Source organism: Tardiphaga sp. GW822-FHT04G09, from assembly GCF_058800725.1.
The window spans coordinates 34,015-58,932 of record NZ_JBXAMO010000001.1 but is presented as its reverse complement, the minus strand read 5'-3'; the positions used below and the strand labels follow the sequence as shown (position 1 = coordinate 58,932).

Here is a 24,918-nt window from a genome sequence, read left to right as displayed (position 1 = left end):
ACTTGAGTGCAGCAGAGTTGAGTTCGAAAAACTACGAGGTCGCCTTCTTCACGGCCTCTTCGCTGACCCCGACGTCGCGCGCGGTCTGCACGATGGCAGCCCAGGTTTCGTCCGGCAACGGCACGCCATTTGCGGTGCGCTCGGCGCGGGTCTTCGCCTCGTTGTCGCCGGGGATCAGAACGGCATCGACGCCGGCGGCCGGCTTGGCGCTCTTGAAGAAGTCGACATAGCGCGCGACTTCGCCGTCGAAGAAATTCGCAGGGTCGATCTTCTTCGGATCGATATAGATCGAGAACATGCCATTGGCGAATGGACGGTCATACTTGGTGGCACCGTTGCCGGTGAGCGCGCCGCCGAGCAGTTCGCAGATCAGTGCGAGGCCCGAGCCCTTGTGATCGCCGAAGGCGCGGATCGCGCCGGTGCCCTTGGAGTGATCGCGCGGACCCTGCATCTCATGCGGGCCGTAGAGCAGCGCCGGGTCTTCGCTCAGCGTGCCGTCGGGCGCAATCAGCGCGCCCTTCGGCAGCTTCTTGCCGCCGCGCGAGGCCACCAGCACCTTGCCTTCGGCGACCACCGAGGTCGCGAAGTCGAGCACCACCGGCATCTGTCCGGGACGCGGAATGCCGACGCAATAAGGCGCGGTGGAGAGACGACGCTCGACGCCGCCATAGGGCGCGACCAGCACCGAACCGGCAGCGGTGACGAAGTGAATAGAGACCAGGCCTTCGGCCGCGGCCATCTCGGCCCAGTCGCCGATGCGGCCGATGTGACCGGAGTTCTTGGTGGCGATGGCGGAGAGACCCGCGGCCTTGCACTTTTCGATGCCAAGCTTCACCGCCAGCGGTCCGACCGTCTGGCCATAGCCGAAGCGGCCATCAACGACGGCGAGCGACGGCGTATCGACGGGGATCTCGATGGTCTGGTTCGGGGTGATCATCCCGTTATTGCGCCAGCGGATATAGACCGGCACGCGGATGACGCCGTGACTGTCATGACCGGTGAGGTTCGCGGTGGTGAGATAGGTCGCGATGCGCTTCGCCTCTTCCGGGGAAGAGTCCGCATGGGTGAAAACGTCGGCGACGAAATCGATGAGCTTGTTGACTTGAACTGTAACCATGGCGGGACATTCGTCCTTGTTGATGGGCAGCGAGGCCGTCGGTGCAAGCCCTCAATGGGCCGCAAGACCCGCTGCAGGTTTGCCGTGACCGCCGAGATAGGCGGCTGCGATGGCTTCGTTGGCCCAGAGATCCTCCGGCTTGCCGCCGAGCACGATACGGCCTGTTTCCAGCACGTAACCCTGATCGGCGACGGATAGTCCCATGCGCGCATTTTGCTCCACAAGCAAGACCGTGGTGCTCCGGCGGATTTCCGTGATGATACGGAACACCGCCTGCACGATGACCGGCGCAAGGCCAAGCGACGGCTCGTCGAGCAGCAAGAGGCGCGGCTTGGCCATCAGCCCGCGCGCGACGGCGACCATCTGCAACTGGCCGCCGGACAGTGTCCAGCCGAGCGCATCGGAGAATTTCCGTATGTCGGGAAACAGGTCGAACATCGCATCGGCTTCATGAGACAATTCGGCCTTGCTCGCTTTGCGGTTGGAGCCGCCGAGCATGATGTTCTCTTTCACCGTCAGGCCGGGAAACACCCGCCTGCCCTCCGGCACATGGGAGATGCCCATCCGCACGATGGCTTCCGGCCCGAGACCCGCAATGGACTTGCCGTCGAACAGGATATCGCCCGAGGCCGGTTTGGCGAGACCGGAGATCGCGCGCAGCGTAGTCGACTTGCCGGCGCCGTTGGCGCCGAGCAGTGTCACCACCTGCCCTTCCTCGACATTGAACGACACACCGCGGAGCGCGACGATTTCGCCGTAACGGACATTGAGGTCGTTGATTTCAAGCAGCGGCATCAGTCTGTTCCGAGATAGGCTGAGACGACATCGGGATGGCGCAGCACCGCCATCGACTCGCCATCGGCGATGCGACGTCCGAAATTCAGCACGGTGATGTGCTGGGCTGCTTCCGACACCAACGTCATGTCGTGATCGATGATCAGGATGGTGAGCCCCTGCGCCGCGATGCGCTTGAGCAGTTCGTGCAGCTCAAGCTTCTCGGTCGAGTTCAGTCCGGCCGCGGGTTCGTCCAGCAATAGCAGCGTCGGGTTCGCCGCCAGTGCGCGCGCGATCTCGATGAGGCGTTGATGGCCGTAGGAGAAGCTGGAGATCAGCTCCATGGCGCGCGGCCCGAGGCCGACAAAGGTCAGTGCCGCCAGCGCACGTTCGGTCAGCGCGGCTTCATCGCCCTTGCCGTTCAGCGTATTGCCCGGGCGCTCGGCGCCGATGATGACGTTTTCCAGCGCGGTCATCGAGCGGAACAGGCGGATGTTCTGGAAGGTACGTCCGAGGCCCGCAGCCGCGCGCAGATGCGGCGGCATGGTGGTGACGTCGGTACCGTCCAGGACCACCTTGCCTGAGGTCGCGTTGTAGAGACCCGACAGCACGTTCAGCGTCGTGGTCTTGCCGGAGCCGTTCGGCCCGATCAACGCATGAACGCCGCCGCGGCGCACGGATATGTCGACCTGATCGACGGCTTTCAAGCCGCCGAAATGTTTTGACAGGCCGGTGACTTCGAGCACCATGTCGCCGCCGGTCGCCGCCGGCCGGAGCTGCAGCGGCGCGCTTGTCACGGCCACCTTCTTGCTGCTGCGCATGCGATCATAGGCCGCGGTGACGAAGCCCCAGATGCCGTCCGGCATGAAGCGAATGATCAGGATCACCGACAGGCCGTAGATGGCGAGATAGAGGCCCGGCACGCTCTTGAGGAAGCGCAGCCATTCCGGAATCAAGATCAGCAAGCCCGTGCCGATGGCCGAGCCGATCGGCGATGCCACGCCGCCGAGCAACGACATCGTGAGAAACACGATGGATTCGGCGAAGGAGAACTGATCCGGCGAGATATAGGCGAAGCCGCCGGCGAACAGTCCGCCGCCAAGACCGCCGAGCACGGCCGATATGGCAAAGGCATAGACCTTGGTGCGAAACACATCGATGCCGTTGACGCCGGCCGCGAGTTCGTTGTCGCGCACCGCGCGCATGGCACGGCCGAGCCGCGTCTCCGGCAGATGCCAGACGATATAGCCGATCAAAGCGAGCATCGCGACGCAGAAAGCGAGATAGGACTGCGACGACAGGAACAGCGACGGCCGCCCGATCTTCGACACGCCGTCCGGCCCCTTGGTGAGCCAGATCGCATTGATCATCACCAAAGTGACGATCTGCTGGAACGAGATCGTCACCATTGCGAGATAGTGGCCGCCGAGCCGCAGCGTCGACAGGCCGAGCACCGCGCCGGCGACCAGCGCCATCACGCAGCCGGCGACCAGACAGAGCCAGTAGCTGAGCTGATAGTCCGTGGTGCCGATGCCGACCGCATAGGCGCCGAAGCCGAAGAAGGCCGCCTGCGCCAGATTGATCTGGCCGCACAGGCCGAGCACCACCGACAGGCCGAACACGGCGATGGCGAAGGTGGTGGCCTGCATCAGGATGTTGAGGATGTAGCCGTCGAACTGCATCGACGACGCCAGAAACACCACGATGGCGGCACCGATGAAATACGGCGCGTGGCGCAGCAGCAGCGGCTTCGGACGGGTGATGACCACTGCCTGGATATTCTCGCTGGAGGTGCTCATGCTTTCTCCGCGACACGTTCGCCGAAGATGCCCTGCGGACGAAACACCAGGAACAGCACCAGCACGAGGAAAGCGAAGCCGTCTTTATACGGCACGGAGATATAGGCGGCGCCGAAAGTCTCGATGATCCCGAGCGCAAGGCCGCCGATGATGGCGCCGGTGACATCGCCGAAGCCACCGATGATGGTGGCCGCGAAGGCCTTCAGCGCGATGGTTGAGCCCATCTGGATCGAGACGAACAGGATCGGCGCCACCAGGAGACCCGCGAGACCGCCAAGCACCGCCGAATAAATGAAGGTGATCATGATCATGGTGGAGACGGAAATGCCGAGCAGCGACGCCATCTCCTTGTCCTGCGACGTCGCCTGCAGCTTCTTGCCGATCATGGTGTGTTCGAAGAACCAGTAATTGAAGATCACCAGCGCGAGGGTGACCACGATGATCAGGAGATACTGGCTGTCGAGATAGACCGGCCCGAGCTGGATGCCGGGCGTGTCGAACCAGCCCGGCAGCACCTGCGGCTGCGGCCCGTAGAGTGCCAGCACGCCATTGGCCATCAGGATCGAGGCGCCGATGGTGGCGATGATCACCGGCAGATAGGTGCGGTGACGCAGCGGATAATAGACGCCGAGATTGAAGATGACGCCGATGACGGCCATGCCGGCCAGCGCAATGATGAAGGACAGCCAATAGGGCAGTTCCAGATCGACGGCGCAGACCACCATGAGATAGGCGGCGACCATCGAGAACTCGCCCTGCGCGAAATTAACGACGTTTGTCGCTCGGAAGATCAGCACGAAGCCCAGCGCGACCAGCGCATAGACGGCTCCGATGCCGATTCCCGTAAACAGTAACTGCAGTACCAGATCCATCAGGCGTGCTCGGTGGGAGGTGAATTTGCCAAGAACTCGTCATTCCGGGATGCGCCCGCTTCGGCGCAGACCCGGAATCTCGACATGGTGAGCGCGGCAACAGGCGCTGAACATTTCGGGATTCCGGATTCACGCGCGGTGCGCGTGCCCCGGAATGACAGTGTGAGGCGGGTTCGCATGCGCTGATGCGCACGCGCCCCGGAACGACGATGCCTGGCTAGTTATCGAATTCGATGTGCTTGTCGAAGACGATGTTGCCCTTCTCGTTTTTCACGATGTTGTAGCCGTGCAGACCGTCGCCGTTCTTGTCGAAATTATATTCGCCTTCGGCGCCCGGATATTTCTTGATGGCGACGATGGCCTCGCGGATCTTCTGCGGATCGGTCGAGCCGGCATTCTTGATCGCCGTTGTCAGCACGTTGATCGCATCATACGGCCAGGAGCTCTGGTTATCCGGCGCGACCTTGTAGGCATCGCGATAGGCCTTGCCGAACGCCTTCGACGCCTCGGAGGAATCTTCCGCGTAATCGGCGACGCCATAGGTGCCGTAGAGCGCGGGGCCGGCGAGCTTCAGCGCGGTGACGTTGACGATCGAGGGCGAGCCGACCCACGGAATGTTGACACCGAGCTGGCGGAGCTGACGGGCAAAAATGCCGAGATCGTTCTCGAAGGTGAAATAGGAGCCGAGAATATCGGCGCCGGACTGCTTGATCGCCAGAACGACGGGGGTGAAATCCTGGCTCTGATTGGCATAGCCCTGATCGAGCGCGACGGTGGCACCCAGCGGCCCGAGCGCTTCGGTCAATGCCTTGCCGCCCGCCGTGCCGAAGGCGTCGGTCGAGTGCAGCACGGCCCACTTCTTCTTGCCGAGATTCTTGACGCCATATTCGGCGATGACGCGGCCGGAATAGCTGTCATTCGGGCGGAAACGGAACAGCCAGGGATTGCCGAGCTTGGTAAGGTTCGGATCGGTGCCGCCGAACATCACCGGCTTGCCGAGCTTCATGACGTCCGGCGCCATCGCATGGACCTGAGTCGAGCGGATCGAGCCGAGGAAGCCCACGATGTCGGGATTGGCAGCGAGCTTGGAGAAAGCCAGCACGATGCCGGGATTGGTGGTCTGGTCGTCCTCGATGATCAGTTCGATCTGTTTGCCGAGGATGCCGCCCGCCTTGTTGATGGCTTCGACTGCGAGCTTGGCGCCGCCGGTGGCATATTTGCCCGCTTCCGCGGCCGGTCCCGTAATCGGCGCGCACATGCCGATCTTGATCGTTCCCCCGCCTCCAGCGCCTTGGGCGCGCGCGCTGCCAATGATGTAGGGGGCTGCAAGGCCGGCAGCGATACCAGCCGTGAATCCACGTCTCGTGAGCGTCATCGTTCTCTCCCTAAGAGGCCGGACTTGAGCGCCAGCCTTCTTTTGATGGCGGGAGTTGAGCGAAAAATTCTTCTCCTGTCTACAGCCCAGCGAAATTCGTACGACGAATTAACGATCGGAGGCCGCGAGAGGGTTTTGCCGCAAAAATATGCAGATCAATTATTCCCCTGCGTCGTCGTCATCGGCCTCGTGCGCCGCCGGCATGGCGAGCAGGCACGTCTCAAGCTCGTGTAACAGGGTCTGCAGGTCCGACAGCCTCCGCGCGCCGAAGCGCTTCGTCATCTCGGCATAGATCGCCTCCGATGTTGGCGCGACAGCCTCGATCAATTTCAATCCCTTTGACGTGATCGAAACGATGCTGCGGCGCAAATCGGCCTTCAGCAGGCGCCGCTCGATCAGCTTGCGCCCTTCGAGATCGCGCAGGATGCGCGACAGGCTCGGCCCGAGCAGGAAGGCAACGCGCGCGAGTTCCGTAACCTCGATCTCGCCCGACGCCGCGAGCGCGCGCAGGATGCGCCATTGCTGTTCGGTGAGATCATGCGCTCGCAGCGATGGGCGGAAATGTCGCATCACCGATTCCCGTGTTCGCAGCAGCGACATCGGCAAGGATTGCGAGAAGTCGCGCATGGGGATTTTCGCGGCGGCCTTTTTTTCAGCAGCCCTGGCGGCGATCCGTGTCTTCTTCGATGCTGTCGTCATGGTCGCCTCTATAGATGATTCTGGCGCACCGCCGTGTGCAGCGCACAATCGAATTGTCGCGTCCAGGGTTTGATCGCAATAACTTAACATGTTAATCGGTTTTCCGCGCAGCTTTTCTGCGCGGGATGACGACGCGATGGCACTCACCTCTTCAGAGATTTCAGGCGCGGCGCAGCGCCTGCACCACGCCGAGAAGACGCGGACGCAGATCCGTCAACTGTCGCTGGATCATCCTGATATCACCATCGACGATTCCTATGCGATCCAGAAAGCCTGGATCGAGATCAAGGTCGGTGAAGGCCGTATCGTGCGCGGCCACAAGATCGGCCTCACCTCCAAGGCGATGCAGAGCGCCCTGAATATCAATGAGCCGGATTCCGGTGTGCTGCTCGACGACATGTTCTTCGCCGATGGCGGCCTCGTTCCCACCGATCGTTTCATCGCCACCCGCGTCGAGGCCGAACTGGCTTTCGTGATGAAGACGCGACTGGTCGGACCGGACTGCACGATGTTCGACGTGCTCAACGCCACCGACTTCGTGGTGCCGGCGCTGGAGATTCTCGATACCCGGGTCGAACGCGTGGATGCGGCGACCAAAGCCACCCGGAAGATTTTCGACACCATTGCCGACAATGCGGCCAATGCCGGGATCGTGCTCGGCGGCCGCCCGATGCGTCCGCTGGAGACCGACCTGCGCTGGGTCGGCGCCATGTGCCATCGCAACGGCCAGCTCGAGGAGACGGGTTTGGCCGCCGGCGTGCTGAACCATCCCGCCACCAGCGTCGCCTGGCTGGCCAACAAGATCGCGCCGCATGGACTGGCGCTGGAGCCCGGCCAGGTGGTGCTTGCCGGATCGTTCATTCGCCCCATCGAGACCCGCAAAGGTGACACGATCCAGGCGGACTATGGCCCGTGGGGCACCGTGAGCTGTTATTTCGCCTGATCCGCAACCTACGGGACATCACATGCCGCATTTCACCATCGAATATTCGGCCAATCTCGACGGCGTCGTGGATATCAGCGCGCTGTGTGAAGTGGTGCGCAACGCCGCCGTGCAGACCGGCATCTTCCCGCTCGGCGGCATCCGCGTGCGCGCGATCCGCTGCGAGCACTATGCCATTGCCGACGGCCGCGCCGGACTCAGCTTTCTCGATATCCTGCTGCGGATCGGCGAAGGCCGCACCCTTGAGGCCCGACAGCAGGCCGGCGAACAGATTTTCCAGACCGTCTCGCACCATCTCGACAATGCTTTCGCCGGCGGCCGATTTGCGCTGTCCTTCGACATGCAGATCAACGACAGCGCGACGAGCTGGAAACGCAATACCATTCACGACTTGCTGAAAGCCGAGGCCAACAATGGCTAAGACACCTGCCGATCCCGCCGCCGTCTTCGCTGCCAATCAGGAGCGCGCCGCGCCGCTGCTGAAGACACTCAGGGCCGACGGCATCGGCAATATCATCGATGGCCGGATCGTGCCGTCATCGTCGGGTGAGGTGTTCGAGACGACGTCGCCCATCGATGGCAGCGTATTGGCGCAAGTCGCACGCGGCACAGCGGCGGATATCGACAGTGCCGCCAAGGCCGCCCAGCGCGCCTTCAGGGACTGGCGCGACATGGCGCCGACCACGCGCAAGAAGCTGCTGCACCGGGTGGCGGACGCCATCGAGGACACTGCCGACGACATCGCCGTGCTGGAATGTATCGACACCGGCCAGGCGCATCGCTTCATGGCCAAGGCCGCCATCCGCGGCGCGGAGAATTTCCGCTTCTATGCCGACAGGTGCCTCGAGGCCCGCGACGGCCTGAACATGCCGGCGGATGAGCACTGGAATGTCTCGACGCGGGTGCCGATCGGCCCGGTCGGCGTCATCACGCCGTGGAACACGCCGTTCATGCTGTCCACCTGGAAGATCGCGCCGGCGCTGGCCGCCGGCTGCACGGTGGTGCACAAGCCGGCGGAGTGGTCGCCGATCACCGCGGATTTGCTGGCAAAGCTCGCAAAACAGGCCGGGCTTCCCGACGGTGTGCTCAACACCGTGCATGGCTTCGGCGAGGAATCCGGCAAGGCGCTGACCGAGCATCCCGCCATCAAGGCTATTGCCTTCGTCGGCGAGAGCGCCACCGGCTCCGCGATCATGGCACAGGGCGCGCCGACCCTGAAGCGCGTGCATTTCGAACTCGGCGGCAAGAACCCCGTGATCGTGTTCGACGATGCGGATCTCGACCGCGCGCTCGATGCCGTGGTGTTCATGATCTACTCGCTGAATGGCGAGCGCTGCACCTCGTCGAGCCGGTTGCTGGTGCAGGCAAACATCGCCGACAAGTTCATCGAGAGGCTCACGGCCCGCGTCCGTGCGCTGAAGGTCGGGCATCCGCTCGACCCCGTAACCGAGGTCGGCCCGCTGATCCATCAGCGACACCACGCAAAAGTCTGCAGCTATTTCGACATCGCCCGGCAGGATGGCGCCACCATCGCGGTCGGCGGCAAGCCGCATGACGGCCCCGGCGGCGGACATTACGTGCAGCCGACTTTGGTGATCGATGCAAAGCCCGGCATGCGCGTGGCGCAGGAGGAAGTGTTCGGTCCGTTCCTCACGGTGATCCCGTTCGGGGACGAGGCGGATGCCATCGCCATCGCCAATGACGTGCAATATGGCCTCACCGGCTATGTCTGGACCGCGGATACCGGCCGCGCGCTGCGCGTCGCCGACGCGCTGGAAGCCGGCATGATCTGGCTCAATTCGGAGAATGTCCGCCATCTGCCCACACCGTTCGGCGGCATGAAAGCCTCCGGCATCGGCCGTGACGGCGGCGACTATTCGTTCGACTTCTATATGGAAACCAAACACGTCTCGCTGGCGAAGGGGACGCACAAGATTCAGAGACTTGGAATTTAAGACTTGGAATTTAACTCGTCGTTCCGGCGTCTCGAACGCCGCAAGGCGGGCGCGAGCCCGGAACCTCCGAATGTTCATCACCTCTGAAACGCCCGCTATTCAGAGGTGATGAACACATCGAGATTCCGGGTCTGCCTTACGGCCAGCTTCGCTGACCTGCAGGCATGCCGGAATGACAAGTGAGTTGCGAACAAGAAATTCAGGAAACGCTCAGGACCCCTCCCATGCCCGTGCCGACCCACATATTCGATCCGCCCTTCAACATCCTGCGCTCCAGCCACGTCGTGCTGGATGTCACCGATCTCAAGGCCAGCCGCGCCTTCTATGAGAACGCGGTCGGCCTGCATGTCGAGGATGCCGACAGCGAGACCGTCTATCTGCGCGCCGTGGAAGAACACCAGCATCACTCGCTGGTGCTGCGCAAGGCGGCCACCGCCGCCTGCCACCGGCTCGGCTTCCGCGTCGCCAGCGAGAACGATCTCGACAAGGCCGCCGCCTGGTTCGCCGCCAACGGCATCACCTATTCCTTCGTCGAACGCCCGTTCCAGGGCCGCACGATGCATGTCACCGATCCATTCGGCTTCCAGATCGAACTCTATGCAACGATGGAGAAGCGCCCGCATCTGCTGCGGAGATTCGATCTCTATAAGGGTTGCCATCCGCAGCGGCTCGATCATTTCAACGTCTTCGCCGCCGAAGTGCAGGACACTGTCGATTTCTATGCGCGGCTCGGCTTCCGTCTCACCGAATATGGCGAGGAAGACGGCGATAACGGTCGCATCGCCGCGGCCTGGATGCATCGCAAGGGCAATGTCCACGACTTCGCCATCACCAATGGAAGGGGACCGCGGCTGCATCACTTCGCCTATTGGGTGCCCACCGCGATGAATATCCTGCATCTCTGCGACGTGATGGCGTCATCGGGCTATCTGAAGAACCTGGAGCGCGGCCCCGGCCGCCACGGCATCTCCAACGCGTTCTTTCTCTATGTGCGTGACCCTGATGGCCATCGTCTCGAGCTCTACACGTCGGACTATCAGACCATGGACACCGATCACGAACCGCTGCGCTGGTCACTGAAGGACCCGCGCCGCCAGACCCTGTGGGGCGCGCCGGCGCCGCGCTCGTGGTTCGAACAGGGTTCGCCATTCAACGGGCAGGCCGTACGTGAGCCTGCGTTTGTGGCGGATGTGACGATTGCGGATTGAGATGACAACAGAGTGTGAGGAACACGCGCGATGACCCATTCCCGCCTCGCCACCTTCACCGTCAACGGCTCGCTGAAATACGGCGCCGTCACCGACGACGGGATCGTCGATCTGTCCGCGCGCTACGGCGGGGATTATCCGACGCTGCGCGAGGCCATCGCCCATGGCGCCTTGCATCGGCTCGCGGATGCCGCGGCCAACCAGCCTGCGGATTTCGCACTGGACGCCATCACCTGGCAGCCGCCGATCCCCGCCCCGGAAAAGATCATCTGCATCGGCGTCAACTATCCGGACCGCAATGCCGAATACAAGGATGGTCAGGACGCGCCGAAATATCCCTCGATGTTCATGCGCACGCCGCGCTCCTTCGTCGGACATGAGACGCCGCTGGCGCGGCCGCGCGTATCGAGGCAACTCGACTATGAAGGCGAAGTGGTACTGGTGATCGGCAAGGCCGGGCGCCACATCGCCGAGGGCGATGCGCTGGATCACATCGCGGCGCTGACGCTCTGCAACGAAGGCACCATCCGCGACTGGGTGCGGCATGCCAAGTTCAATGTCACGCAGGGCAAGAATTTCGACTCCACCGGCAGCCTCGGGCCGTGGATCGTGCCCTATACCGACGAGAGCCAGATCGCCGATATCCGCCTCACCACGCATGTGAATGGCGAGCTTCGGCAGGACGATCGCACCTCGCGGCTGATGTTCGGCTTCCGCTATCTCCTGAGCTATATCTCGACCTTCACGACTCTCGTGCCCGGAGACGTGATCGTCACCGGCACGCCGACCGGCGCCGGTGCGCGCTTCGATCCGCCGCGCTATCTCGTGCCCGGCGATGTGATCGAGATCAAGGCGGACGGCGTCGGCACGCTGCGCAATGGCGTCGTCGACGAACACTAACGGATTGGAATACGCATGACTGTTCTCACCGGTGGCGAAGCCATCGTCAGCGGGCTCAAGGCGCATGGCGTCGACACCATCTTCGGCCTGCCCGGCGCGCAGGTCTATGGCCTGTTCGACGCCTTTCACCAGGCGAAGCTCAATGTCATCGGCGCGCGCCACGAACAGGCCTGCGGCTATATGGCGTTCGGCTATGCCCGCGCCTCGGGCAAGCCCGGCGTGTTCAGCGTGGTGCCCGGCCCCGGCATTCTCAATGCCAGTGCGGCGATGCTCACCGCTTTCGGCTGCAACGAGCCGGTGATGTGCCTCACCGGACAGGTGCCGAGCGACTACCTTGGCAAGGGCCGCGGCCATCTGCATGAAATGCCCGACCAGCTCGCGACGCTCCGCAGTTTCGTCAAATGGGCCGAGCGCATCGACTATCCGGCGGATGCGCCGACAAAAGTGGCGCGCGGATTTCAGGAGATGATGTCCGGCCGCCGCGGCCCTGTTGCGCTGGAAATGCCGTGGGACGTCTTCACGCAGCGCGCGGAAACCGCCGCAGCGACGACGCTTGAACCGTTCGCCGCGCCCTCGCCCGATCCTGAGCGCATCAAGGCCGCAGCTGCGCTGATCAAGGCCGCGAAGGCACCGATGATTTTCGTCGGCGCCGGCGCGATGGAGGCGGGCGACGCCATCCTCGAACTCGCGGAAATGATCGACGCGCCCGTTGTCGCATTCCGCTCCGGCCGCGGCATCGTCAGCAATGCGCATGAGCTCGGCCTCACCATGGCCGCCGCCTACAATCTGTGGCCGCAGACCGATCTCATGATCGGCATCGGCTCGCGCATGGAATTGCCGACCACGTTCCGCTGGCCGTTCCGTCCGGAAGGGCTGAAGTCCGTCCGTATCGATATCGATCCCGTCGAGATGCGGCGGTTGACCGTCGATGCGCCTGTCATCGCCGACGCGCAGGCCGGCACACGCGCGCTGATCGCTGAAGTCAGCAAGGTCGGATACACGAAGACATCAGGCCGCCGCGAGACGATCCGCACCGCCTCGGCGAAAGCGCAGAAGGACATCCAGGCGATCCAGCCGCAGATGGCCTATCTCGACGTGCTGCGCGCCGTGCTGCCGGACAACGCCATCGTCACCGACGAGCTGTCGCAGGTCGGCTTCACCTCATGGTTCGGCTTTCCGGTCTATCAGCCGCGCACCTTCATCACCTCGGGCTATCAGGGCACGCTCGGCTCGGGCTTCCCGACAGCGCTCGGAGCCAAGGTCGCGCATCCGGACCGGCCTGTCGTCGCGATCACCGGCGATGGCGGCTTCATGTTCGCCGTGCAAGAACTGGCGACGGCCGTGCAGTTCAAGATCGGCGTGGTGACGCTGGTGTTCAACAACAATGCCTATGGCAATGTGCGGCGCGACCAGTTGCAGGTATTCGACGGCCGCGTGGTGGCGGCGGACCTGGTCAATCCGGATTTCGTCAAGCTCGCGGAATCCTTCGGCGTCGGTGCTGCCCGGGTGACGTCACCGGCGGAGTTCAAGCCGGCGCTGGAAAAGGCGCTGGCGGACGGCGGGCCGTATCTGATCGCCATCGACGTGGTCAGGGATTCCGAAGTGAGTCCGTGGGCGTTCATTCATCCGAAGAAGCCAGCTTAACCTCTCCCCGCAAATGCGAGGAGAGGTGAGCGCCGCCCCGGAATGACGAGTGTGCGCTTTACTGCTTCACCGGCGGATCCAGCAGCGTGCAGCCGCCCTCCGAGATCGGGCGCATGATGTCTTCGGCCTTCACCTTGCCCTTGATCGTGAGCAGGTCCCACTCGCCTTTAACCTCCGACGGCTTCTTCACTTCGGCCAGCAGCATGTCGTTCATCAGCCGGCCGTCCTCGCGCAGGCGGGCGCCCGGCGCGAAGAAATCATCCACCGGCATCGCCTTCATCTGACGCATCACGGTGAGGCCATCGTTGTTGTTGGCGGCTTCGGCGGCGCGCAGATAGTGCTTCACGGCGCTGTAGACGCCGGCCTGCGCATGGGTCGGCATCTTGCCGTGCTTGGCCATGAAACGCTTGCCGAAGGCGCGGCTGGCGTCATCATTGTCCCAGTAATAGCCCTCGAGATACTGCACGCCCTGCGTGGCTTCCGAGCCGAGCGCCTTCACCGAGGTAAGATAGAAGATCAGCACGGCCAATTTCTGCTTGCCCTCGCCGATCTGGAATTCCCGCGCCTGCTTGATATTGGTGACGGTGTCGCCGGACGCATTGGCGAGCGCGATCACCTTGGCGCCGGAGGATTGCGCCTGCAGCAGGAAGGACGAGAAATCCATCGTGCCGACCGGATGTTTCACCGCGCCGAGCACCTTGCCGCCGGCAGCTTCCACCACTTTCGAGACCTCCGCCTGCATGGCGATGCCGAACGCATAATCCGCCGTGATGAAATACCAGGTGTCGCCGCCCTGCTTGACGACGGCCTTGGCGATGCCCTGCGCCAGCGAATAGGTGTCGTACAGCCACATGGCGGCGGTCGGCGCGCATTGCTTGCCGAAGACGTCGGCGGTGGCGGAGCCGACATGCACCAGCACCTTGCCGCGCTCGCGCGCCATGTTCTGCACCGCCAGCGAGATCGCGGAATTGCCGATGTCGAAGATCGCATCGACGCCCTGCTGATCGTAGAGATCGCGCGCCAGCGACACGCCGATATCGGTCTTGTTCTGGTGATCCGGGCCGAGCAGCTTCACCGGCTGGCCACGCACCTTGCCGCCGACATCGTCGATCGCGAGCTGCGCCGCAACCACGCTGCCGGTGCCGCCGGCATCGGAAAACACCGAACTCTTGTCGTTCAGCACGGCGATGCTGAGAGGCTTGGTGATGGGTTCGGCAAGCGCCGAACCGTTCAGGCACGCAACAGCGATGGCAGCCAATATGCCCATTCGGGTCATTGTCGTTTCCTCGTTCTGGTTTTTATTGAGGAAAGCGTAATGGCGGCCGCATGGCTTGGCCAGCAGTTTTTAATCGCGCGATTAAATCGTGCCGCTCAAACGCCGTCATTCCGGGTTCGCGTCCGGCTCCGCCTCCCGCGCCCCTCAGCCACTCCAATTGGAGTGGCGGGGAATGACGAGTTCTTATCTCGTCTTGCGGAAAGTGAGATTGATCCGCTGGCCGCCCATCACCGGATGTTCGCCATCGGGGAGCGGCGCAACGCCGTGATAGGCCAGCCGCGCCGGGCCGCCCCAGACCACGACATCACCATGGGTCAGACGGTGACGCTTCACGGGATCGCTGCGCGACAGCCCGCCGAACAGGAAAGTTGCCGGCAGGCCGAGCGAGACAGAAACGATGGGCGCGCGCAAATCGAGCTCGTCCTTGTCCTGATGCAGCGAGAGTTTGGCACCGGGCTTGTAGCGATTGATCAGGCAGGCATCGGGCGTGAAAGCATCGAAGCCACCTTGCGCAGCGGCGCGCGCCGCGAGGTCCCGAAACGGTGCCGGCATGTCCGGCCATGGCTTGCCGCTGTCGGGATCGATGGGGTCATAGCGATAGCCTGATGGGTCCGAGACCCAGCCGACCCGGCCGCAATTGGTCATGGCGACTGACATGGTATGGCCGCCGGGCGTGGTCAGATGGCGGAACGGCGCCGCTTTCACGATGATGCGCAGGGCCGCGATCACATCCGGCTGTTCGGCAACGAAGAAATTGCGCAGCAGCACAGCCCCCTCGGCGAGTTCTTCGCGCGCAGGCTGGGCGTCGGTGATGTCCGCGAACAGGTCGGTCATTTCAGTGCGTCAGTCGTCCCGTCACTTCGCATCGTGAAAGATCACGCCGAGCGTATGGCGCCGACCGGATTTCACGCGGCTCACGCCATGGCGCAGATTGACGCGATAGCTGCCGCGCGTGCCGGCAACCGGCCGGTGATGCACGGCGAACACCACCGCATCGCCCTGCCGCAAGCCTACCACTTCGGCGCGCGACTGCATCCGCGGCCTCTGCTCCGTCAACACGAATTCTCCGCCGGTGAAATCCTCACCGGGTTCCGACAGCAGGATCGCGACCTGCAGCGGAAACACATGCTCGCCATAGAGGTCCTGATGCAGGCAGTTATAGTCGCCGGCCTCGTATTGCAGCAGCAGCGGCGTCGGCCGGGTCTGGCCGGCCTCATGACAACGCTTGAGGAAGGCGGCGTGATCGGAGGGGAAGCGGACGTCGATCCCCATCGTCTCGTTCCAGCGATTGGCAATCGCGCTCAATGGTCCGTAGAGCGCGGGGCGCAGGCCGGCGATCGGATCGGGCAGCGGGTAATTGAAATATTTGTATTCGCCGCGGCCAAAGCCGTGGCGGCCCATGACGATGCGACTGCGGAAGCGGCCGTCGTCGGGATAGAGCGATGCAAGGTGACGACATTCATCGGCGGTGAGCAGCTTCTCGAAGACGGCGCAGCCCTGCGCGTCGAGTTCCGCGGCGATGCGCTGCCAGTCGATCGCGTCCACGCGCGCCTGTGCGAGGTCGCCGCGTTCGGTGGTCTTCTTCGCGAGTGAAACCATGTCATCGCCTCCGTCATCCGGCCGCGATCATCATGTCATGGCCATCCGGCCATTTTGGGGAGATGAGTGGGTGAAGCCACCCGATTTCCGGTTAGCCAACCTCTCCCCGCAATGCGGGGAGAGGTTAAGAAGCAGCGCCTCAGCCAACCACCGGCAATGTCTTCACATCATACCCATGGCTGATCTTGCGCTTCAGCACGGGGTCCTCGATCTCGTAGTCGAAACGCTCGGCCGGGCGGATACCGCCCTTGGCTGCGAAGGTGCCGCCGAACATGGCGGTGCCGTCGGGCAGCTTGTCCGCGTCAAACCCCTTCTTGATCAGTTCGGCGACCGGCAGCATGCCGCTCAGCAGGCCCTCCTGATACAGCACCTTCTCGCCCTTGATGGTGGCCCAGGAACGCAGGATGATCTGGTCCCAATGCGGAAGCACTTCGGACAGTTCCCACAGCACCGGCGCGATCGGCTTGTCGCACATCTGCTTCGACACGGTGATGTTGTAGGTCTCGACCTTGCGGTCGGTGTGGTCGGAGCCGACGCCGACATAGGTCTTGCCGCCAGAGGCGATCAGGCAGAACTCGACCTCGCCCGATGAATTCTCGTCGGTGCATTCGATCATGCCGTCGGTGGTGAAGCGGCGCGCCGAGCAGCGGTAGTAGATCGGCGTCGAGGCCGGCGGCGCGATGCCGAGCGCTTCGAGTTCCTTGATGTGATGATCGCGCGCGACGGGATCGCGGCCGGTCCAGCCGGCGATGACGCCCTGGGTGATCTTGAGCGTCAGCGGCGTCCTGGTGCCTTTTGCGTCCAGCGTGAACGCGATCTCGGTGGTCATGCGTGTATCCTCAGGTTTTAGAGATTAACCGCGAACGGTGGTTTCGATGCCCGCGGCAAGTTCGAAGATGCGACGGTCGGAGCCGCCGGCGGCGGCCAGCATCAGGCCGACAGGCGCTTCATCCTTGGCGTGGATCGGCAGCGAGATGGCGCAGCCGTCGATCATGTTGATCAGCGTACAGTTGCGCAGCGCCATCAGGTTCTGCTTCGAGAACACCTTGTCATCTCCCATGTCGGCGATCGATGGCGGCGTGATCGCGCAGGTCGGCAGCACCAGCGCATCGTAAGGCGCGATGCGCTTTTCGGTGCGCGCGATCAGCGAACGGCGCATCGGCAGCAGATCGAGATAGTCGGCCGCATTCTGGGTCTCGCCGCGCTGGATACGCAGCGCGACTCTGGGATCGTAGACGTCGCCCTTGCTGGCGAGCAGATAGCGATGCCAGGCATAGCTTTCCGCAGCCGTGAAGCCGCCTTTGGTGCTCATCGGCGCGATGTCGTTGAACTCAGGCACCTCGATGCGCTCGATGATCGCGCCCTTGTCGGCGAGCTTCTTCAATGCGCGCTCGAAAGCGGTTGCGACGACGGGATCAAGATCGTCCATCGCCAGTGTCATCGGCACCGCAAGACGCATGCCCTTGATCGGGCGCGGCGTGAGCTCAAATTCGGGTTCACCGGCCAGCACCGCATCCATCGCCGCGCAGCAAGCAACCGAGCGCGCCAGAGGACCGATGCTGTCCAGCGTGAAGGACAGCGGCACCGCGCCATCGAGCGGCACGCGGCGCTGCGTCGGCTTGTAGCCGACGATGCCGTTGAAGGCCGCCGGAATGCGACACGAACCGCCGGTGTCGGTGCCCAGCGCCGCATGCGCCATGCCGTCGAGCACGGAGACCGCGGCGCCCGATGACGAGCCGCCCGGCACATGGCCGACCTCGCGCTTCCACGCGCCTTTGGGGGTTCCGTAATGCGGATTGGTGCCGATGCCCGAATAGGCGAATTCGACCATGTTGGTGCGGCCGATCACCACGAAGCCGGCGCGACGCAGACGCGCGACGGTCGGCGCGTCGGCATCGGCCGGCGCGGAATCGTCCAGCGCGCGCGAACCGGCGCGGGTGACCTGGCCCTTGATGTCGAACAGGTCCTTGATGGAGACCGGAATGCCGGCGAAGCGCGACGGCGCGGCATTGGCCTTGCGTAAGCTATCCATCGCATCGGCGGCAGCCAGCGCCGCATCCTTGTCGACATGAATGAAGGTGCGCTCGCCCTCCCCCTTCGGATCGGCGATCTTGGCCAGACAGGCTTCGACCAGTTTGCGGGAGGTGGTGCGGCCGGCGGCGAGATCAGCGGCCAGGCTGGCGAGGGTCGGTGCGATCTGATGGAAGTCGTTGGTCATGGTCGCGGCATCCTGTGTGTCTTGCCGGACCCGCAAGTGGTCACGGCGCCCGGTCGGTATCGCCGAAAGTATCCTCGATTTCCAGATCGAGCAGCGCGGAGCTGAGCGATTTGCCATGCGCATCGAGCGCCAGCGATCGCGTCACCCCGCCGCCAAGCGCCTGATCCATGACGAAATTCAAGGCCGCCAGATTGGGCAGTTCATAGCGGACCACCTCGCCCGCGACGATGCCCGCAAACAGGGCCTTCACGCGCGCGGCGGTCACCTGCGATACTATCAACGGATATAGCTTTGCGTCAAAGGCAATTACCGAAATGTTGGAATGTTGCCTTTGTCACCTGTGCGGGAATGGGCGATCTCGCGCAGCTTCACGTCAGCTCCCTGAACCATCCGTACCAACCTACCCTGCCCGGTTGCAGCGGGACAAGCCTCGCACGTATTTCAACCTGAATGCCAATTCGAATTCCGTGCCGTCCCGCAGTGGGCAGATACGGCCATGCAGCACGCGCGCTGGACCGCCCCCGGTGGAATGTGGAATGTCCATCCAGAGCACAACGAACGGGGCCAGATCCCCGTCCAAGGGAGAGAACACGACACATGGCTGAACCAGCCCGCGCGCGCCCGAAACCGACACCTGAAACCCGGCATTATTGGGATGGCGCCCAAGCCGGCGAATTGCGCCTGCAGCGCTGCGACGATTGCAGCAATGTGTATTTTCCGCCGCGGCCGTTCTGCCCCGGCTGCGCCTCGCGCAAGGTCTCGGTGTTCAAGGCTTCGGGCAAGGGTTTCCTCTACAGTTACGTCATCAATCACCGGCCCGCCGCGCCGGGCTTCACGCCGCCTTATGCGATCGCCGTGGTCGAGCTCGAGGAAGGTCCGCGGCTGATGAGCAACATCATCGATTGTCCGCAGACGCCGGAAGCGCTCGTGCTCGACATGAAGCTGGAGGTCGCCTTCGAGAAGCTGGACGACACCATCACCCTCCCCGTATTCCGTCCGGCGAAGGGCTGAGATCATGCGCAGAAACGCAGTTGCCGTCGTCGGCGCAGCCGAGACCACCGAACTCGGTGTCATCCCCAACATGTCGCAGCTCCAGCTTCACGCGGATGCGGCGCTCAATGCCATCAAGGATGCCGGGCTGAAGCTGTCCGACATCGACGGCATCGCCACCGCCGTGGAGACACCGCAGCAGATCGCACATTATCTCGGCATCACGCCGACCTGGGTCGACGGGACATCGGTGGGCGGTTGCTCCTTCATGCTGCATGTTCGCCACGCGGCTGCGGCGATCGAGGCTGGTCTCTGCAAGACCGTGCTGATCACCCATGCCGAATCCGGCAAGTCGATGATCGGCAAATTGCCGCGCTCGATTCCGGCGGATTCGTTGCAAGGCCAGTTCGAGGCGCCCTATGGCGTCTACGGTCCGCCCAGCATGTTCCCGATTCCGGTGCTGCGCTACATGAAGACGCACGGCATCACCCATGAGCAGATCGCTTCAGTGGCCGTGTTCCAGCGCGAATGGGCCGCGAAGAATCCGCGTGCCATGATGAAGGCGCCGATCACCGTCGAGGACGTGCTGAACTCGAAAATGATCGCCTATCCGTTCCGCATCCTGCAATGCTGCCTCGTTACCGACGGCGGCGGCGCGCTGATCCTGACCTCGGCCGATCGCGCCAAGGACTTCCCGAACAAGCCGGTCTATATTCTGGGCACCGGCGAGAGCGTGGAAACCCCGATGGTTAGCCAGATGAAGACGTTCGATTCCTCGCGCGCCTTCACGGTGGCCGGCCCCACCGCGTTCCGCGAGGCAGGGATCACCCACAAGGACGTCGATCATCTGATGATCTACGATGCCTTCGCCCATCTGCCGCTCTATGGTCTGGGCGATCTCGGCTTCATGCCGCATGAGGAAACCGGCAAGTTCATCGCCGACGGCAACACCCGCCCCGGCGGCAAGCTGCCGATGAACACCAATGGCGGCGGCCTCAGCTATATGCATTCCGGCATGTACGGCATGTATGCGCTGCAGGAAAGCGTGCGCCAGATGCGCGGCATCGCGCCGGCGCAGGTCGAGGGCGCGAAGATATCAGTGTGCCACGGCGTCGGCGGCATGTTCGCCGCGTCGGGCACGGTGATTTTCACGAATGAAGCTTAGTGCCTTGCCCCGCTTGCGGGGAGAAGGTGGCCCGGCGTAGCGCAGCGAAGCCGGGACGGATGAGGGGGAGCCCCCGCAGGCTCGGAGTTTGTGGAGAGCCCTCTCACCCGCCGCGAAGACGCGGCGACCTCTCCCCGCAGGCGGGGAGAGGTTAGTCCGCAACATTGAAATCCAACCAAGAAGGAACACCATATGGCACAAACCAAATCACTCGACGGCAAGGTCATCGTCGTCACCGGCGCGGGCCGCGGCATCGGCCGTGGCATCGCGCTGCTCTGCGCCGCCGAAGGCGCCAAGGTCGTCGTCAACGATCCCGGCGTCGCCACCGACGGATCGGGCGGCGATGGTGCCGCTCCGGCGGAAGAAGTCGTCGAGGAAATCAAGAAGGCCGGCGGCACTGCCGTTGCCAACTTCGAATCCGTTGCGGAAGCCATCCCGGCCAGCAAGATCATCAAGCAGGCCGTGGACACCTATGGCAAGATCGACGGCGTGGTGAACAATGCCGGCATTCTGCGCGATGCGATCTTCCACAAGATGTCCATCGACGCCTTCGAGATGGTGATCAAGGTCCATCTGATGGGCTCGTTCTACACCTCGCATGCCGCCGCGCGTTACTTCCGCGAGCAGAATTCCGGCTCGTTCGTGCACTTCACCTCGACCTCTGGCCTCATTGGTAATTTCGGCCAGGCCAATTACGCGGCTGCCAAGCTCGGCATCGTCGGCCTGTCGAAGTCGATCGCGCTCGACATGGGCCGCTTCGGCGTCAATTCGAACTGCGTCTCGCCCTTCGCCTGGAGCCGCATGATCGGCAGCATCCCGACCGAGACCGAGGCCGAGAAGGCCCGCGTCGAACGCATCCAGCGCATGGGCCCGGAAAAGATCGCACCGCTCGTCGCCTATCTGCTCTCGGACGCCGGCAAGGACGTCACCGGGCAGATCTTCGCCGCGCGCATGAACGAGATCTTCCTGATGGGCCAGTCGCGCCCGCTGCGCTCGGTCCATCGCGACGAAGGCTGGACCCCGCAGACCCTGGCCGAACACGGCATGCCGGCGCTGAAGCCGTCATTCTACAAGCTCGACCGCTCGGCTGACATTTTCAGCTGGGATCCGGTCTAGGACGTTTTGTAGGATGGGTAGAGCCCTTGCGAAACCCATCATTTCCGAGACGAAGCGATGGGTTTCGCTTCGCTCTACCCATCCTACAATTGCTACCCTTACAACCAAAACTAGAAAGCGAAACAATATTACTCAAATAGCTATGCATATCGGTCTTATCTGACCCCATATCGCGCTAATTTCGTCATAAAGAATTCAAACACCGGCCAAGACCGGCTATGTCACCAGCAATCAACGGGTTTGACGTCACGCATCTGCGGACGAAACCGCATTTGCTGGACATACATCATGACAGATCACGCGGGCGCTTTGCCCTCCGCTGCGACGGCGCCGCTTACCAAGCCGCTGAACTCCCCTGCCCGCGTGCTGCTGGCGAGCCTGATCGGCACCACGATCGAATTCTTCGACTTCTACGTCTACGCCACTGCCGCGGTGCTGGTGTTTCCCAAATTGTTCTTCCCCGCCGGCAATGACACGGCGGCGCTGCTCGCGTCCTTCGCGGTGTTCTCGATCGCCTTCTTCGCGCGTCCATTCGGTGCCATCGTGTTCGGCCATTTCGGCGATCGCGTCGGCCGCAAGACCACGCTGGTGGCAGCCTTGCTGACCATGGGCATTTCCACCGTTGTGATCGGCCTGCTGCCGACCCATGCCCAGATCGGCCTCGCCGCGCCGCTGCTGCTGGTGCTGTGCCGTTTCGGCCAGGGCTTCGGTCTCGGCGGCGAATGGGGCGGCGCGGTGCTGCTCGCCACCGAGAACGCACCGGAAGGCAAGCGCAACTGGTACGCCATGTTCCCGCAGCTCGGCGCGCCGCTCGGACTGTTCCTCTCGTCCGGCACGTTCTGGATCCTGCTGCATGTCGTCTCGCCGGAATCCTTCCTGAGCTGGGCCTGGCGCGTGCCGTTCCTCGCCTCCATCGTGCTGATCGCCATCGGCTTGTGGGTCCGCCTCTCGATCACCGAGACGCCTGAATTCCAGAAGGCAATCGAGAAGGCCGAGCGCGTGGCTGTGCCCGCCATGGAGCTGCTGCGCAAGCACAAGCGCAGTCTCCTGCTCGGTACGTTGGTCGGTCTGATGACCTTCGTGTTCTTCTATGTCTGCACGGCCTATCTGCTGTCCTACAATGTCGGCGTGGCGAAGATGTCGTTGCTCGATGCGCTCAAGGTGCAGATCGCCGGCGCCGTCGCCTTCGGCACCACCAACATCCTGGCCGGCCTGCTCGCCGACAAGATCGGTCGCCGCACGCTCCTGATCGCCAATTGCCTGATGGTGATCGTGTTCTCGTTCTTCCTGGCGCCGCTGCTGTCAGGCGGCGTAGCGGGCATCTATGCCTTCGCGCTGATCGGTCTGGCGATCTTCGGCATCAACTACGGCCTGATCGGCGCCGCACTCGCGGCACCGTTCCCGACCACCGTGCGCTATACCGGCTCGTCGATGACGTTCAACCTGGCAAGCATCTTCGGTGCCTCGCTGGCGCCCTATATCGCCACCTGGCTGCAGGCGAATTACGGTCTCGCTTATATCGGCTATTACGTGCTCGCCGCCGCAGTGATCACGCTCATCGCGATCTTCGCATCGGACAAACACGAGGTCTGAGCGCGCTCGCATGACGAGCTCAAGGGGCAGCGCTGGCGCTGCCCCTTTTTTGTTTGTCAGTTCGACGCCTGCTGCCGCTTGAGCTCGTTACGCGCAGCGTCGCGCTCGAATTCGCCATCGCCCCGGCACACCTCGGCTGCCTGTTTCAGATAGGGCAACGCCTCCTGCGGCTTGCGCTTCACCATCAGATACTGGCCGAGATAGAACGACACGCCGCAAGGGCCGAAGTCGTCCTCGAGCCGCATGTTCTTCATTTTGGCGAGCATCTCGTCGCGCGTCATCTGGCCGAGATAGACCGCCACCATCGGCCACGGCCAGCCCGTGCGGTCAAGCGTCTCGGTATTGCGCTTCAACTCGCCCAAGTCGTAGTCGCCGCTGCGCGCCCGCGCGATATAGCGCAGCAGCTTGGCGAGACCATATTCCGGGCTCTTCTCCACGACATCGCCGAAATCCTCTGCCGCTTCGGCGAAGTGACCGGTAATGAAATTCGCGTGCGAGCGTCGGTTGCGAATGGCGGGATCATTCGGCGTCAGCTTCAGCGCAGCGTCATAGTTCGGGATAGAGGCGGCGTAATCTCCCTTGCGGACAAACGCAACGCCGCGGTTGATATAGGCATCGACCATATCGGGAGCGAATTCGAGCGCCTTGCTATAGTCAGCAATCGCGCCGTCATTGTCGCCGCGCTCCAGCTTGATCTCGGCACGGCCGTAATAGGCCATGTCCTGATTGGTTGTTGACAGGCGCAGCGCGGCTTCGAAATCGGCGAGCGCATGGCCGGACTCGTTGCGCGACAGATAGGCGTTGCCGCGAAACGCCAGCGCCAGTGTATTTTTCGGATCGAGGCGGATAGCCGTGGAAAAATCGGCGATCGCGCCCTTCATATCCCCGCTGTTCCGTCGCACCAGACCACGGTTGTTATAAAGCGCAGCCAGTTCCGGCTTCAGCCGGATCGCCTCGTCGTGGTTTTTCAGTGCGCGATCGAAATCACCCTTGGCGGCATAGATGGCACCACGTGCCGCATAGGCAAACGGATAGTTCGGATTGAGCGCGATGGACTTGTCGTAATCGGCGAGGGCGAGTTCGTGATTGTCCTGCCTTTCATGGGCCGTCGCTCGCAGGTAATAGCCGTGTGCGCTGTCCGGGCTCATCGCGATGAAAGCCGAGAAGTCGGCCAGCGCACGCTCCAGATTGCCGCGAGACATCTGTGCGGCCCCACGATAGCTCATGGCTTCCGCGCGCTCCGCAGGCGCCGTCGCGGCGTCATCGATGATCTCCGTGCATCCCGCGATCATGCGCTCATTGATCGGCAGACGACATTTGGCGCTCATCTCGGCCGATGCCGGCAGCAATGTTCCATACAGCACAACTGTGATCGTGGCGGCAGCAACGAGCATGCGAGAGGGAAAGTATGACATCGGGACCACACACCAATTGAGGGATTTGGTGTTGGTCGCGTGGAACTATCAAAACGTTCACCGCGCGGCGATGCGCGCTTGTGCACCGCCATGGCCGCGCGCAGCATCGAATTGTGCAGCATCCTCATCGCAACGGTAGCCCGGGCATGACGCAGGGATAATGCAAGTGCGTAGATGGGTAGAGCGCAGCGAAACCCATCAGCTTCCGTATGGTCGACGGGTTTCGTTCCGGCGCGATGCGCCTCCGCTCTACCCATCCT

At 63.1% G+C, this 24,918-nt stretch carries 22 protein-coding genes and 1 pseudogene; 10 read left to right on the top strand and 13 right to left on the bottom strand.

From position 1 onward, the window contains the following. Positions 1-31 precede the first annotated feature (31 nt). The 6 genes from AC1RLZ_RS00250 to hpaR form a co-directional block, all read right to left on the bottom strand. Positions 32-1,117 (bottom strand): malate/lactate/ureidoglycolate dehydrogenase, encoded by a 1,086-nt coding sequence (locus tag AC1RLZ_RS00250; protein WP_493187006.1) that lies wholly within the window; start codon positions 1,115-1,117, stop codon positions 32-34. A 51-nt stretch (positions 1,118-1,168) separates the two neighbouring features. Next, positions 1,169-1,912: an ABC transporter ATP-binding protein gene (locus AC1RLZ_RS00245; protein ID WP_371422864.1), complete on the bottom strand. Its 744-nt coding sequence runs from the start codon at positions 1,910-1,912 to the stop codon at positions 1,169-1,171. Beyond that, positions 1,912-3,690 (bottom strand): branched-chain amino acid ABC transporter ATP-binding protein/permease, encoded by a 1,779-nt coding sequence (locus AC1RLZ_RS00240; protein WP_493187005.1) that lies wholly within the window; start codon positions 3,688-3,690, stop codon positions 1,912-1,914. The genes AC1RLZ_RS00245 and AC1RLZ_RS00240 overlap by 1 nt, the downstream gene beginning before the upstream one ends. After that, a complete protein-coding gene (locus tag AC1RLZ_RS00235) occupies positions 3,687-4,562 on the bottom strand; it encodes a branched-chain amino acid ABC transporter permease (protein WP_493187004.1) in 876 nt (291 codons plus the stop codon). The genes AC1RLZ_RS00240 and AC1RLZ_RS00235 overlap by 4 nt, the downstream gene beginning before the upstream one ends. A 217-nt stretch (positions 4,563-4,779) precedes the next feature. Further along, complete coding sequence (locus AC1RLZ_RS00230; protein ID WP_371422862.1) at positions 4,780-5,937, bottom strand: ABC transporter substrate-binding protein; 1,158 nt, start codon at positions 5,935-5,937, stop codon at positions 4,780-4,782. A 159-nt stretch (positions 5,938-6,096) separates the two neighbouring features. After that, entirely contained in the window at positions 6,097-6,636 is a 540-nt protein-coding gene (hpaR, locus tag AC1RLZ_RS00225; RefSeq protein WP_493187003.1) for a homoprotocatechuate degradation operon regulator HpaR, read from the bottom strand. A gap of 136 nt (positions 6,637-6,772) precedes the next feature. Between hpaR and hpaH the strand changes: the two genes are divergently transcribed. From hpaH to AC1RLZ_RS00195, 6 genes are all read left to right on the top strand, one after another. After that, on the top strand, positions 6,773-7,579 hold the full coding sequence (hpaH, locus tag AC1RLZ_RS00220; protein WP_493187002.1) for a 2-oxo-hept-4-ene-1,7-dioate hydratase: 807 nt from the start codon (positions 6,773-6,775) through the stop codon (positions 7,577-7,579). 22 nt (positions 7,580-7,601) lie between these two features. Further along, positions 7,602-8,000 carry a 5-carboxymethyl-2-hydroxymuconate Delta-isomerase gene (locus AC1RLZ_RS00215; RefSeq protein ID WP_493187001.1) on the top strand — a complete coding sequence of 133 codons (399 nt, stop codon included), beginning with the start codon at positions 7,602-7,604 and terminating at the stop codon, positions 7,998-8,000. Next, entirely contained in the window at positions 7,993-9,534 is a 1,542-nt protein-coding gene (gene hpaE, locus AC1RLZ_RS00210) for a 5-carboxymethyl-2-hydroxymuconate semialdehyde dehydrogenase (protein WP_493187000.1), read from the top strand. Before AC1RLZ_RS00215 ends, hpaE begins: the two co-directional genes overlap by 8 nt. A gap of 224 nt (positions 9,535-9,758) precedes the next feature. Beyond that, positions 9,759-10,742, top strand: coding sequence for a 3,4-dihydroxyphenylacetate 2,3-dioxygenase (gene hpaD, locus AC1RLZ_RS00205; RefSeq protein ID WP_493186999.1), 984 nt, complete (start codon positions 9,759-9,761; stop codon positions 10,740-10,742). A gap of 30 nt (positions 10,743-10,772) precedes the next feature. Next, a complete protein-coding gene (locus tag AC1RLZ_RS00200; RefSeq protein WP_493186998.1) occupies positions 10,773-11,642 on the top strand; it encodes a fumarylacetoacetate hydrolase family protein in 870 nt (289 codons plus the stop codon). Positions 11,643-11,657: 15 nt separating this feature from the next. Then, complete coding sequence (locus AC1RLZ_RS00195) at positions 11,658-13,286, top strand: thiamine pyrophosphate-dependent enzyme (protein WP_493186997.1); 1,629 nt, start codon at positions 11,658-11,660, stop codon at positions 13,284-13,286. 58 nt (positions 13,287-13,344) lie between these two features. Here the strand turns inward: AC1RLZ_RS00195 and AC1RLZ_RS00190 are convergent, their stop codons facing one another. From AC1RLZ_RS00190 to AC1RLZ_RS00165, 6 genes and pseudogenes are all read right to left on the bottom strand, one after another. After that, the gene (locus tag AC1RLZ_RS00190) at positions 13,345-14,562 is read right to left on the bottom strand and encodes an ABC transporter substrate-binding protein (RefSeq protein ID WP_493186996.1); all 1,218 of its coding nucleotides are present in this window, start codon (positions 14,560-14,562) and stop codon (positions 13,345-13,347) included. Between the two features lie 183 nt (positions 14,563-14,745). Then, positions 14,746-15,396 (bottom strand): DNA oxidative demethylase AlkB, encoded by a 651-nt coding sequence (alkB, locus tag AC1RLZ_RS00185; RefSeq protein WP_493186995.1) that lies wholly within the window; start codon positions 15,394-15,396, stop codon positions 14,746-14,748. 21 nt (positions 15,397-15,417) lie between these two features. After that, the gene (locus AC1RLZ_RS00180) at positions 15,418-16,161 is read right to left on the bottom strand and encodes a 2OG-Fe(II) oxygenase (RefSeq protein WP_493186994.1); all 744 of its coding nucleotides are present in this window, start codon (positions 16,159-16,161) and stop codon (positions 15,418-15,420) included. 139 nt (positions 16,162-16,300) lie between these two features. Beyond that, the gene (locus AC1RLZ_RS00175; protein WP_493186993.1) at positions 16,301-16,990 is read right to left on the bottom strand and encodes a DUF2848 domain-containing protein; all 690 of its coding nucleotides are present in this window, start codon (positions 16,988-16,990) and stop codon (positions 16,301-16,303) included. Between the two features lie 24 nt (positions 16,991-17,014). After that, on the bottom strand, positions 17,015-18,379 hold the full coding sequence (locus AC1RLZ_RS00170; RefSeq protein WP_493186992.1) for an amidase: 1,365 nt from the start codon (positions 18,377-18,379) through the stop codon (positions 17,015-17,017). Between the two features lie 40 nt (positions 18,380-18,419). Next, positions 18,420-18,751, bottom strand: a pseudogene (locus AC1RLZ_RS00165) (AtuA-related protein). A 225-nt stretch (positions 18,752-18,976) separates the two neighbouring features. On the opposite strand from AC1RLZ_RS00165, the gene AC1RLZ_RS00160 reads away from it, so the two are divergent. The 4 genes from AC1RLZ_RS00160 to AC1RLZ_RS00145 all read left to right on the top strand — a co-directional run bounded on the left by AC1RLZ_RS00160 (position 18,977) and on the right by AC1RLZ_RS00145 (position 23,243). Next, positions 18,977-19,390, top strand: coding sequence for a Zn-ribbon domain-containing OB-fold protein (locus AC1RLZ_RS00160; RefSeq protein ID WP_371422850.1), 414 nt, complete (start codon positions 18,977-18,979; stop codon positions 19,388-19,390). 4 nt (positions 19,391-19,394) lie between these two features. Further along, positions 19,395-20,534, top strand: a complete 1,140-nt coding sequence (locus AC1RLZ_RS00155; protein ID WP_371422849.1) for a thiolase C-terminal domain-containing protein — start codon at positions 19,395-19,397, stop codon at positions 20,532-20,534. A 192-nt stretch (positions 20,535-20,726) separates the two neighbouring features. Then, the gene (locus AC1RLZ_RS00150; protein ID WP_493186991.1) at positions 20,727-21,650 is read left to right on the top strand and encodes an SDR family oxidoreductase; all 924 of its coding nucleotides are present in this window, start codon (positions 20,727-20,729) and stop codon (positions 21,648-21,650) included. Between the two features lie 288 nt (positions 21,651-21,938). Next, positions 21,939-23,243, top strand: coding sequence for an MFS transporter (locus AC1RLZ_RS00145; RefSeq protein ID WP_493186990.1), 1,305 nt, complete (start codon positions 21,939-21,941; stop codon positions 23,241-23,243). A 56-nt stretch (positions 23,244-23,299) separates the two neighbouring features. Here the strand turns inward: AC1RLZ_RS00145 and AC1RLZ_RS00140 are convergent, their stop codons facing one another. Beyond that, entirely contained in the window at positions 23,300-24,658 is a 1,359-nt protein-coding gene (locus AC1RLZ_RS00140; RefSeq protein ID WP_493186989.1) for a tetratricopeptide repeat protein, read from the bottom strand. Positions 24,659-24,918: the final 260 nt, after the last annotated feature.